Origin of the sequence: Massilia sp. CMS3.1, from assembly GCF_051262535.1 — a bacterium.
Classification (GTDB): Bacteria; Pseudomonadota; Gammaproteobacteria; order Burkholderiales; family Burkholderiaceae_D; genus Telluria.
In genome coordinates, this window is record NZ_JBIMES010000008.1 from 86,461 (window position 1) to 97,745 (window position 11,285).

Annotated in this window: 11 protein-coding genes; 5 read left to right on the forward strand and 6 right to left on the reverse strand. The window is 62.7% G+C overall.

Annotation, left to right across the window (positions count from 1 at the left end; all coding sequences use genetic code 11):
- Positions 1–3: 3 nt before the first annotated feature.
- The 3 genes from ACHAC9_RS14485 to ACHAC9_RS14495 all read left to right on the forward strand — a co-directional run bounded on the left by ACHAC9_RS14485 (position 4) and on the right by ACHAC9_RS14495 (position 3,097).
- Positions 4–1,470 (forward strand): RNA polymerase factor sigma-54, encoded by a 1,467-nt coding sequence (locus ACHAC9_RS14485; protein WP_435760693.1) that lies wholly within the window; start codon positions 4–6, stop codon positions 1,468–1,470.
- A 62-nt stretch (positions 1,471–1,532) separates the two neighbouring features.
- Complete coding sequence (gene hpf, locus ACHAC9_RS14490) at positions 1,533–1,889, forward strand: ribosome hibernation-promoting factor, HPF/YfiA family (protein ID WP_435760694.1); 357 nt, start codon at positions 1,533–1,535, stop codon at positions 1,887–1,889.
- Between the two features lie 122 nt (positions 1,890–2,011).
- Positions 2,012–3,097 carry an enoyl-CoA hydratase/isomerase family protein gene (locus ACHAC9_RS14495; RefSeq protein WP_435760888.1) on the forward strand — a complete coding sequence of 362 codons (1,086 nt, stop codon included), beginning with the start codon at positions 2,012–2,014 and terminating at the stop codon, positions 3,095–3,097.
- 11 nt (positions 3,098–3,108) lie between these two features.
- Here the strand turns inward: ACHAC9_RS14495 and ACHAC9_RS14500 are convergent, their stop codons facing one another.
- A complete protein-coding gene (locus ACHAC9_RS14500) occupies positions 3,109–4,224 on the reverse strand; it encodes an NADH:flavin oxidoreductase (protein ID WP_435760695.1) in 1,116 nt (371 codons plus the stop codon).
- A 131-nt stretch (positions 4,225–4,355) separates the two neighbouring features.
- On the opposite strand from ACHAC9_RS14500, the gene ACHAC9_RS14505 reads away from it, so the two are divergent.
- Complete coding sequence (locus tag ACHAC9_RS14505; protein WP_435760696.1) at positions 4,356–5,237, forward strand: LysR family transcriptional regulator; 882 nt, start codon at positions 4,356–4,358, stop codon at positions 5,235–5,237.
- 30 nt (positions 5,238–5,267) lie between these two features.
- Here the strand turns inward: ACHAC9_RS14505 and rapZ are convergent, their stop codons facing one another.
- The 5 genes from rapZ to ilvA form a co-directional block, all read right to left on the reverse strand.
- Positions 5,268–6,128, reverse strand: coding sequence for an RNase adapter RapZ (gene rapZ / locus ACHAC9_RS14510; protein ID WP_435760697.1), 861 nt, complete (start codon positions 6,126–6,128; stop codon positions 5,268–5,270).
- Between the two features lie 46 nt (positions 6,129–6,174).
- Entirely contained in the window at positions 6,175–7,110 is a 936-nt protein-coding gene (gene hprK / locus ACHAC9_RS14515) for an HPr(Ser) kinase/phosphatase (protein WP_056345175.1), read from the reverse strand.
- Between the two features lie 9 nt (positions 7,111–7,119).
- Entirely contained in the window at positions 7,120–7,602 is a 483-nt protein-coding gene (locus ACHAC9_RS14520) for a PTS sugar transporter subunit IIA (RefSeq protein ID WP_435760698.1), read from the reverse strand.
- Positions 7,603–7,943: 341 nt separating this feature from the next.
- Complete coding sequence (gene queF, locus ACHAC9_RS14525; protein ID WP_435760699.1) at positions 7,944–8,774, reverse strand: NADPH-dependent 7-cyano-7-deazaguanine reductase QueF; 831 nt, start codon at positions 8,772–8,774, stop codon at positions 7,944–7,946.
- A 123-nt stretch (positions 8,775–8,897) separates the two neighbouring features.
- The gene (gene ilvA / locus ACHAC9_RS14530) at positions 8,898–10,430 is read right to left on the reverse strand and encodes a threonine ammonia-lyase, biosynthetic (RefSeq protein WP_435760700.1); all 1,533 of its coding nucleotides are present in this window, start codon (positions 10,428–10,430) and stop codon (positions 8,898–8,900) included.
- 184 nt (positions 10,431–10,614) lie between these two features.
- Between ilvA and ACHAC9_RS14535 the strand changes: the two genes are divergently transcribed.
- Complete coding sequence (locus tag ACHAC9_RS14535) at positions 10,615–11,118, forward strand: YqaA family protein (protein WP_435760701.1); 504 nt, start codon at positions 10,615–10,617, stop codon at positions 11,116–11,118.
- Positions 11,119–11,285: the final 167 nt, after the last annotated feature.

Consider the following 11,285-nt stretch of genomic DNA (forward strand, 5'->3'; position numbering starts at 1 on the left):
GCCATGAAACAATCCCTGCAACTCCGGACTTCGCAGCACCTGGCGCTCACGCCGCAGCTTCAGCAGTCGATCCGGCTGTTGCAGCTGTCCACGCTCGAACTGCACCAGGAGCTCGAGCAAATCCTGTCCGATAATCCGCTGCTCGAGCGGCTCGACGATCCGCTCGACCATTCGGTGCGCCTGCTGGCCGACGGTGCGATCAACGATTCGCCGCCACAAGCCGAGGCGCCGGCCCCGGGTGCCGAGGAGGGCGCGCCGGCCCCGGAATCGGCCGATGGGGAAGGCGGCGCCGAGGTCGAGCGCGGAGAGACCGACGGCGACTGGGGTGAGCTCGGGCGCAGCTCGGGCGGCGACGGCGACGACGATGGCCGTCCGCAGCTCGGCGCCATCGGCGTGACGCTGCGCGAGCACCTGACGGAACAGGTGCGGGTGACGGGCGTGACGGACCGCGACCGCGTACTGGCCGAACTGGTGATCGACGCGATCGACGACAACGGCTACCTCGAAGAGCAGTTGGATGAGATCCACGCGCGCTTGCCGGACGAGCTGGACATCGAGATGGATGAATTGCGCTGCGCGCTGGCGCTGGTGCAAAGCCTCGATCCGACCGGCGTCGGTGCGCGCAGCGCGGCCGAGTGCCTGGCGCTGCAGATCCGCAGCATGCGCGGCGTGCCGCTGGTGACGCGACGCATGGCCTTGAAAATCGTCGAGGGTTATCTGACCTGGTTCGCGCAGCGCGAATTCACCAAGCTGAAAAAAGCGCTCGACTGCGACGACGAAGACCTGCGCGAAGCGCAAGCCGTGATCCGCCAGTGCAATCCGCACCCCGGCGCGGCGTTCGCGTCGAGCGTGTCGGATTACGTCGTTCCGGACGTTATTGTCCGCAAATCGAAGGGCGGCTGGGCCGTCACGCTGAACAACGAAGTGATGCCGCGCCTGCGCGTCAACAACGTCTACGCCACCTTGCTCAAGCAGGGAAAAGGCGAAGGGCAAATGGGCGCGCAGCTGCAGGAAGCGAAGTGGTTGATTAAAAATATGCGCCAGCGCTTCGACACGATCCTGCGTGTTTCGCAGGCAATTGTGGAACGCCAGCGCAACTTTTTTAGCCATGGCGCGGTTGCCATGCGTCCCCTTGTGCTTCGCGAGATAGCTGATACACTAGGTCTGCACGAGAGCACCATTTCTCGTGTAACAACTCAAAAATTCATGCTGACCCCGCACGGCATGTTTGAGCTGAAGTATTTTTTCGGAAGCCACGTCGCCACCGAAGCGGGGGGCGAAGCATCGTCAACGGCGATACGGGCGCTTATTGCGCAGCTGACAGGAGCAGAAGACCCAAAGAACCCATTATCCGATAGCAAGATCGCGGAAATGCTCGGTGAACAAGGTATGGTCATTGCGCGCCGCACGGTTGCAAAATACCGCGAGGCACTCAAGATTCCTCCCGTCAGTCTCCGCAAATCCTTGTAACAGCGGCACCCACGCGTCCCAGGCGCGGTAGCGGAGTCCGCGCATTTATCTAAGGAGTGTGTATGAATCTCACCATCAGTGGCCACCACCTCGACGTCACCCCCGCCATCCGTGAATACGTACAGAACAAGCTCGAACGCATCACCCGCCATTTCGATCAAGTCATCGATTCCCACGTGATCCTCGCGATCGACAATCTCACTGAAAAAGACAAACGGCAAAAGGCCGAGATCAACTTGCGCCTGTCCGGCAAGATGGTGCACGTGGAGAGTGTGGCGCACGACTTGTATGCCGCGATCGACCTGTTGATGGACAGGCTGGATCGCCAGGTGATGAAGTACAAATCGATACTGAAAGACCATGGTCACGAGGCGCTCAAGCGCCGTCCTGAAGGCGGAGAGGCCACTGCTGCGTTCTGATCAGCACTGAGCACCGTCTGAACGAGGGCGCCGAAAGGCGCCCTTTTCAATTGGGCGTGGGCGCATGCACCCGCGACGCACGCGCTTCGGTAAAATGCATGTTTTTCCGTAAGCCGACCACCATGACCGACCATGTCCTGACCCGCGTTGCCAACGGCACCGGCGTGATTACGCTCGACCGTCCGAAGACCTTGAATTCTCTCTCGCTGGCGATGGTGCGGCGCCTCACCGCCATCCTGCTGGCCTGGCGCGACGATGCATCGGTCGCCGCGGTCGTGCTCACCAGCAGCAGCGAAAAAGCACTGTGCGCCGGCGGCGACATCCGCTTCTTCCATGAAGCCGGCCACGCCACCCCGCCAGGGGGCAGCGCGCTGCTGGAAGATTTTTTCACCGAAGAATACGCGCTGAACCACCTCATCTACTTCTATCGGAAACCGTATATCTCGATCATGGATGGCGTGGTGATGGGCGGCGGCATGGGCATCGCCCAGGGAGGTCCCGAGAGCGGCCTGCGCATCGTCACCGAGCGCACCAAAATGGCCATGCCGGAAGTGAACATCGGCTTGTTCCCGGATGTCGGCGGCAGCCATTTCCTGTCGCACGCGCCGGGTCAGCTGGGCAATTACCTGGGCCTGACGGGCTTGACGATGGGTGCGGCCGACGCCTTGTATGTCGGACTGGCCGACGTGTTCGTGCCGGGTGCGCAGTTGGGCGAACTGAACGCCCTGATCGGGAACACGCCGGGCGCGCAGCTGGCAGGCGCCATCCGCGCGCTCGGTGCGCGTTTCGCTGCGGATGCCGGCGACAGTCCATTGAAAGCGCAGCGCGCCGCGATCGACCTTCACTTCGGCGCCGCTTCGGTGGCCGCGATCATGGCCTCGCTGGAAGGCGACGACAATCCCTTCGCGCAAAAGGCATTGGTTGCGATGCGCCAGCGCTCACCCTTGATGATGTGCGTGACGCGCGAGATGCTGCTGCGCGGCGCATCGATGAACGTGGCCGATTGCCTGCGCATGGAGCGCTCGCTGGTGCGCCGCAATTTCGAGCACGGCGAAGTGCTCGAAGGCGTGCGCGCGCTGGTGATCGACAAGGACAATGCGCCGCAGTGGAATCCACCGACGCTGGGCGAGGTAACGCCGGAGATGGTGGAACACTTCTTCGCGCCGGTGTGGCCGGAGCACGCGCATCCGCTGCGACATCTGGTCTAGGGTCGCCGGCCTCAGTCCATCTTGTCGAAGGCGAGCTCGCTCTCCTTGATATTCGCGATCGGTCCCAGGATCGCGCCGTCGAACTCGCGTGGCGCCCGTCCTTGCGCGAACAAGGCGGGCAGGTCCGGATTGGCCAGTGCGCCGCGCCCAAGCGCAACCACGTCGGCACCCAGTTCCAGCGCCTGGGCCGCGCGTTCGACGCTGTGCAGGCTGCCGTTGGCGATAATCGGTACGCCCGGCGCGTAGCGACGCGCCAGCGCAACCAGGCTGTCGGTGCCGCCTTCGAATGCCGGCTGCCATGCTTCGAATTCGGTGACGTGGATGAAGTCCGCGCCTGCCGCCGCCAGTGCAGAGAAGGTCGCTTGCGCATCCGCTTCGCGCCCGGCCCACTTGCTCGTGAAGTCGTTCACCTTGCCCTGCGAAATGCGGATACCGACAGGGACTTCGCCGCCGATCTCGGCCTTGACGGCTTCCAGCACCTCGACCAGCAGCGACACACGGGCACCGGTGTCGCCGCCCCAGCGGTCGGTGCGGCGGTTGGTTTCCGCAGTCAGGAATTGATCGAGGAGATAGCCGTTCGCCCCGTGGATCTCGATCCCGCCGAATCCGCCGATCCGCACCGCGCGCGCCGCTGCCGAGACGAAGCCCGCGACCACCTCGGCGATCTCGTGTTCATCGATTTGGACCGGCTCGGCATACGGCCCGGCGCCATGGTAGAAGCCCATCTGTTCGCCCTTGGGCCGGAGCGCCGATGGCCCCACCGTGTGGGAGCGGAACGGGTTCTCCTGGCTCAGCGCACCGGCATGCATCAGCTGGGCAATGGCAAGGCTCCCGTGCGCCGTGATCTCGCGCGTGATGGCTGCCCATCCGTGCGCGTGGACATCGTCGGCCATGCCGGCCTGGTTGCGGTAACCCTGCGCGAAGGCCTGGTCGGTATACAGCCCCTCGGAAATCACCATACCAAACCCGCCCTTGGCAAACCGGACGTAGTAGTCGTGCATGGCAGGGGTCGGCGCGCCAGTCTCGCTCGCCGTTACCCGGGTCATCGGTGCAACGGCCAGGCGGTTGCGCAGCAGTGCGCCTTTCATATCGTATGCGGATAAAATTTGTGCGGACGGGCTGCTCATTCTGCTGCTTCCTTTTCTCAATGCCATCATGTTCTTGTCCGCGCTCGCGGGAAAGAGGGCATTATGGTGCAGGCCTGACCTTAGACCAAGCCATGAGCAAGTGAAGCCGCCTTAACAAATTAAGTTATAAAGTGCAGACTTCAGACCTCAGGATTTTCCTCGCGGTAGCCTCCGCCTCCAATCTGTCCGCCGCTGCCAGGCAGCTCGACCTCGGCCCGATGCAAGTGTCGCGCCGCCTGGCGGCGCTTGAAGCAGAGCTCGGCGTGCGCCTGTTCCACCGGACCACACGCTCGCTGTCGTTGACGGCCGAAGGCGAGGCTTTCCTTCCCTTCGCCCACACGATGACGGATGCCGAAGAGAGCGCACGCGGCCAGTTGAGCCCTTCGGCCGCCAGCGTGTCGGGCGTGCTGCGGATGACGGCCCCCAGTGTGTTCGGGCAGACCATTGTCTTGCCGCTCATGGCACGGCTGATGGAACAGCTTCCCGGGCTTCGGATCGATCTCGACCTGTCGGACCGCGTGCTGGACATCGTCGGCCAGGGCTTCGATCTGGCGCTACGTATCGCGCCGCTGGCGGACTCGGAACTTGTCGCCCGCAAGATGGCACCCAATCCCAGGATCATCTGCGCGGCGCCTGGCTATCTCGCCCGGCATGGCCGCCCTGCCACCCTGGCGCAGCTGGAGCGCCATCACTGCATCGTCCTGCAGGCAGTGCCGAAATGGCCCTTGCTGGTCAATGGGGAACTGCAGCGCCGGCGCATGGGGGGGAGGGTGCTCACGAGCAGCGTGGACGCGGCACGGACGGCGGCGCTGCTGGGCATGGGCGTGACGATGTTGACCTATTGGGATGTCCGCCAGCAGCTTGCCGATGGCACGCTGGTCAGGATCGAGCTGGAGGACGCGCTCATGGAAGAGCTGTCGGTATGGGCCGTCATGCCGACGCGGCGCTATGTGCCGACACGCGTGAAAGTCTTCCTCGACGCCCTGGACAGCGAGCTGCGCCAAGGGATGTGACCCGAGGCAGGACGCACGGGGTCGCTCCCCTTACGATTGCTCGCGATGCCGCAACACCACGCGTTCGCTGTCGTTGAAATACGCGGCCAGCCGCTCCGCCATGTACACCGAGCGATGCTGTCCACCTGTACAACCCACCGCCACCGTCAGGTAACTGCGGTTGTCGGTCTTGAACGAAGGCAGCCACTTTTCCACGAACTTGCAGATATCGTGCAGCATCTCGGTGGCGCTCGGCTGGGCGTCGAGGAAGGCGATCACCGGCGCATCCTTGCCCGTCAGCGGGCGCAGGGCGAGGTCGTAATATGGATTCGGGATTGCCCGTACGTCGAAGACGAAGTCGGCGTCGAGCGGGACGCCGACCTTGAAGGCGAAGGACTCGAAGAACAGCGTCAACGGTGCGTGCTGGACCTCGGCCAGTTCCTTGATCCAGGCGCGCAGTTTATTCGCCGACGCTTCCGAGGTATCGATCACATGGCCCAGCTGCTCGATGGCGGCCAGGCGTTCGCGCTCTTCGGCGATGCATTCGATCAGGGTGCGGCGCGAGGCCGGGTTTTCACCCGGCATCAGCATGTGCGACAGCGGGTGGCTGCGCCGTGTTTCGGAGAACCGTGCGACCAGCGAATGGGTGCTCGCGGTGAGGAACAGCACCTTGACCTGGTGGCCTTCTTCCTTGAGCATACGCACGGTGACGGGCAGTTCGGCCAGCGATTCGGCGCTGCGTGCATCGACCGCGACGGCCAGCTTGGCCGTGCTGCCGGAAACGGTCTTCACCATCTGCGGCAACAAGGGCGGCGGCAGGTTGTCGACGCAGTAGTAACCTGCGTCTTCCAGGACATTCAGGGCAACCGATTTGCCCGAGCCGGAGATACCGGTGATAAGAACGATGTGCATGACGCGATGATACCGTAACAGGGCCTTCTTTGTCGTCGCTGAGATCTCAATCCCCGCTCATGGCTTGTCTCTGCCGCTCCATGAACTCCTGCAGCGTATCGATCCCGCGCAGCTGCAGGATCGTATTCCTCACCGCGGCCTCGAGCAACACCGCGATGTTGCGGCCGGCCGCGACCGGGATCACGACCTTGCGGATCGGCAGACCCAGCACCTCTTCGGTCGGGAAGTGGAATGGCAGGCGCTCGACCTCTTCGTCGAGCACGCCCCGTTTCACCAGGTGCACGATCAGTTTCAAGCGCATTTTTCGCCGCACCGCCGTCTCGCCAAAGATCGCCTTGATGTCGAGCAGACCGAGGCCGCGCACCTCCAGCAGGTTTTGCAGCAGCGGCGGGCAACGGCCTTCAATCATGTTTGGCGCGATGCGCGAGAATTCCACCGCGTCGTCGGCCACCAGGCCGTGCGAGCGCGAGATCAGTTCCAGGCCGAGTTCGCTTTTACCAAGGCCGGAGTCGCCGGTAATCAGCACGCCGACGCCGAGCACGTCCATGAAGACGCCGTGCATGATCACGCGCTGCGCCAGCTTTTTGGATAAATAGACGCGCAGGAAGTCGATCACCTGCGCCGCGGGCAGCGGGGTCGAGAACAGCGGAATATTTTGCTCGTCGCAGATGGCGAGGATGTCAGGCGGCGTTTCCAGCCCTTGCGCGATGATCAGCGCCGGCGGCCCGCCGCCGATCAGTTCGCCGATCACGTGGCTGCGCGAACTCGATTTCAGGCGGTGGTAGTAATTCAGTTCCTGATGCCCGAAGACTTGGATGCGGCCCGGGTGGATCAGGTTCAGGTGACCGACCTGGTCGGCGGCCGAGGCGACGTCGCCCGAGATCAGCCGTTCGCCGCCCGGAAAACCGGCGAACCAGCCGAGTTGCAGGCTGTCGCGGTTATCGTCGTACAGCCGTTGGATGGTAAGCGGAGTCTGGAGCATGGCCCGAGTTTAACCCAAGGCCTGCAAGCTAGGTTGCCAGTTGATAATACGTTCGTGGATCGAGCGCGGATCGGTATCGGTGGCAAGCGCGGTGCGGATCGCTTGGTCCGAAAACAGCTCGGCGATTTCCGACAAAATTTCCAGGTGCTGCTGGGTCACGTGGTCCGGAATCAAGAGGAAGAACAGCAGATTGACCGGCTGGCCGTCCGGGGACTCGAACGGAATCGGCGCTTTCAGGCGGACGAAGGCGGCGATCGGCTGCTTCAGGCTCTTGCTGCCCTTGATACGCCCGTGCGGCACCGCGACACCATGTCCCAGACCGGTCGAACCGAGGCGCTCGCGTGCGAACAGGTTCTCGGATACGGTCGAACGTGCGATCCCGCAGTTGTTCTCGAAAATCAGTCCGGCCTGTTCAAAGGCGCGTTTTTTACTCGACACTTCGATGTCGAGCTGAACGTTTTCGAGAGAAAGGATTTTGCTGAGATTAGTCATTTCACGCTTTTCATATTGCGGCGTACAACAGCCGACTTGCCGAGCAGAATTATAGGCCTGTTTGTAGGCCGCGTAATTCGATTTCGCGTCGGTATCCTACGCCTGTCGCCTACCCGTTTCAGTCTTTCGTCCAGCAGTGTCGCGAGCGCTGTTTGCGCCTCCACAAGCGTTAACGCAATTTCCGTTTCGAAAATCGATGCACGATGAATGAAACGTGGGAGACAAGGCGTATTGACCGTGCTTTCCCCGTCGTTGCTTAAAATTGATGCACTCTGACGGGCTGCGTTCACTGTTGTTTTTTCGTTAGTAGCTGTGGCTGTAAAGGTACAGGACCAGCCCGGTCACTGGCGCGCGCCGCGCAGATTGTGCGGGCGTCCCGTGCTGAAATTTGCGCGCCAGGGATTGATATCGAGGCCGCCCCGGCGCGTATAGCGCGCGTACACCGCCAGCTTGGTCGGCTTGCACTGGCGCAGGATGTCGATAAAGATGCGCTCGACACATTGCTCATGAAATTCGTTGTGCTCGCGGAAGCCGATCAGGTAGCGCAGCAAGCCTTCCTGGTCGATTTGCGGCCCGACGTAGTCGATCTGCACGCTGCCCCAGTCCGGCTGGCCGGTGACGAGGCAATTCGATTTCAGCAGGTTCGACACCAGGGTTTCCTCGACCGGCGCTTCGTCGAAACTGGCAGTGAGCAAATGCGGCGCCGGCGAATAATCGTCGACCTCGATGTCGAGGCGGTCGAGCGACCGGCCCTCGAGTTCGCCCATCTTGAGTTTGCCGAAATTCTCCGGTTCAAGGATCGTGATGTGGACCGGCGCGCCGAAGGCGTTCGACAGGTCTTCGCGCAGCAGTGACTGGAGGGCCTCGATGCCGGCCACGCGCGTCTGGTTGAACGAATTGAGGTACAGCTTGAACGACTTCGACTCGACGATGTTCGGCGAATCGGCCGGCGCGCTGATGGTCGCGATCGCTACCTGGGGTTTACCGCGCATGTTCAGCCACGACAATTCGTAGGCGTTCCAGATATCCAGGCCGAAGAAGGGGAGCGTACCCGTGATGGCCAGCTCGTCACGCTTCTGCTGGCGCGGAATCGGGAACAGCAACTCCGGCGCGTACTGGGTCTGGTAGGCGGAGGATTTGCCAAGTGGCGATTGATCGGGAGTGTTGTTCATGATCTCGTCTGGAAGCGCCGGCGCTGCGCGACAGCGGCAAAGCGGCGTATCGTACACCTTTCCGGAGTGGCTTGCGTGTCCGGTCCGCTTGGCAGGCGTAGGGCCGCCAAGCGGACAACGCCATCACAAAAACAATTTGTACACCGGGTTCGCAGTCTCATCCCAATACCTATACCCCAGCGTCGCCAAAAACTGGCGGAACGCATCCATCTCTCCACCCGGCACCTGCAAGCCGACCAGAATGCGCCCCACATCCCCGCCCTGGTTCCGATAGTGAAACAGCGAGATATTCCAGTTCGGCGCCATGCTGTCCAGGAAGCGCATCAGCGCGCCGGGACGCTCGGGAAATTCGAAGCGGTACAGCAGCTCGTCCTGCGCCAGCGTGCTTTTGCCGCCGACCAGGTGGCGGATGTGGAGCTTGGCCAGTTCGTCGTGGGTGAGGTCGAGCGTCGGGAAGTCGTGCTGCTCGAAGGTGTGGGCGAGCAAGCTTGACTCGCCGCGGCTGCCGACCTGGATACCGACGAACACGTGCGCCTGGCGCGCATCGCTGATGCGGTAGTTGAACTCGGTGACGTTGCGGGCACCGACCAGCGAACAGAATCGTTTGAAGCTGCCGCGCTGCTCGGGAATCGTCACCGCGAACACGGCCTCGCGCGCTTCGCCCAGTTCGGCCCGTTCGGCGACAAAGCGCAGCCGGTCGAAATTCATGTTGGCGCCGCAGGCGACCGCCACCAGGGTTTCGTTCTTGATCGGCTGGCGCTGCGACTGCGAGCGTTCGACATAGGCCTTGGCGCCGGCAATGGCCAGCGCGCCGGCCGGCTCGAGAATGCTGCGCGTGTCCTGGAACACGTCCTGGATCGCCGCGCAAATGGCGTCGGTGTCGACCAGGATGATCTCGTCCACCACTTCCTTCGCGATGCGGAAGGTTTCCTCGCCCACCAGGCGCACCGCGGTGCCGTCCGAGAACAGGCCGACATCGGCCAGCGTGACCCGTTCGCCCGCTTTCAAACTCTTGGCCATCGCATCCGAATCGATCGACTGCACGCCGATGATGCGAATGTCCGGCCGCACCGCCTTCACATAAGAGCCGATGCCCGCGATCAGGCCGCCGCCGCCGATGGCGACGAAGATCGCGTGGATCGGTCCCGAGTGCTGGCGCAGGATCTCCATGCCGATCGTGCCCTGGCCGGCGATCACGTCCGGGTCGTCGAACGGGTGCACGAAGGCCAGCTTCTGTTCGCGCTCGAGCGTCAGGGCGTGGTTATAGGCATCGGTGTAGGAGTCGCCATGCAGCACGACCTCGACCGCAATGCCGCCGCGCGCCTTGACCGCATCGATTTTCACTTGCGGGGTCGTGGTCGGCATCACGATCAGCGCGCGGCAGCCGAGGCGCGCGGCCGACAGGGCCACGCCTTGCGCGTGGTTGCCGGCCGAGGCGCAGATCACGCCGCGGTTCAGCGCCTCCTGCGGCAGGTGCGCCATCTTGTTGTAGGCGCCGCGCAGTTTAAAACTGAACACGCTCTGCATGTCTTCGCGCTTGAAATAGATGCGGTTGCCGAAGCGCTGCGACAGGGTGGGGGCGAGTTCGAGCGGCGTTTCCTCGGCGACGTCGTAGACGCGCGCGGTCAGGATTTTTTTCAGGTAGTCGATGGTCATGGTCGGGGAAAAGGAAAATGTGTGGCCAGTGTCCTGGTTCCTGTGACGCGAGACTGTTTACCTTGGCGGATGACCTGGGCTCTGCAGTACGAGACGGGGCGCTGGGTTGCAGCTCGGCGTATCGTGTCGGGGCGATGGGTTTTCATCATTATAATGGACGCCTCCCACTGACCGAAATGACTCGATGATCGAAACCGCTGTCCTCTGGCTGCTCAAGGTCCTCGCCGCTCCCACAGTCGGGCTTACGTCGGTCTTCGTTATCGCATTCGTCTCCGCCACCCTGGTCCCGCTCGGCTCCGAGCCGGCCGTGTTCGCCGTCATCAAGGCCAACCCGGCCATGTTCTGGCCGGCGATCCTGGTCGCCACCCTCGGCAACACGATCGGCGGGGCAGTCGACTACCTGCTCGGCTACCGCGCCAAAATCGCGTTCGCGAAAGAGCGCCAGAGCCGCTGGTTCGGCTGGCTCGCGAAATACGGCGCCAAGACCATGCTGCTGTCCTGGCTGCCGGGCGTTGGCGATCCGCTGTGCACGCTCGCAGGCTGGCTGCACATGCCGTTCTGGCCGAGCGTGATGTACATGGCGATCGGGAAGTTCGGGCGCTACCTGACGATGACGCTGGTGCTGCTGTATGTGCCCGACAGTTTCTGGCGTCACCTGGGTGAGATGATCACGCGCGTCACCGGCTAGCGCACGCAGGTCAGCCAATTCGGCGGGGTTCGCCTACAGAAAGATTTTCTGTGCCTGGACAAGCCTTTTTGCAAACGTAATTTGCACAAGAGGCCCCCGATGCAAATTTTGTTGCTTGGCAAGCCTTTGGAAATTCGCCCGACCCAGCGTTGTGCGGCGCAATAAGC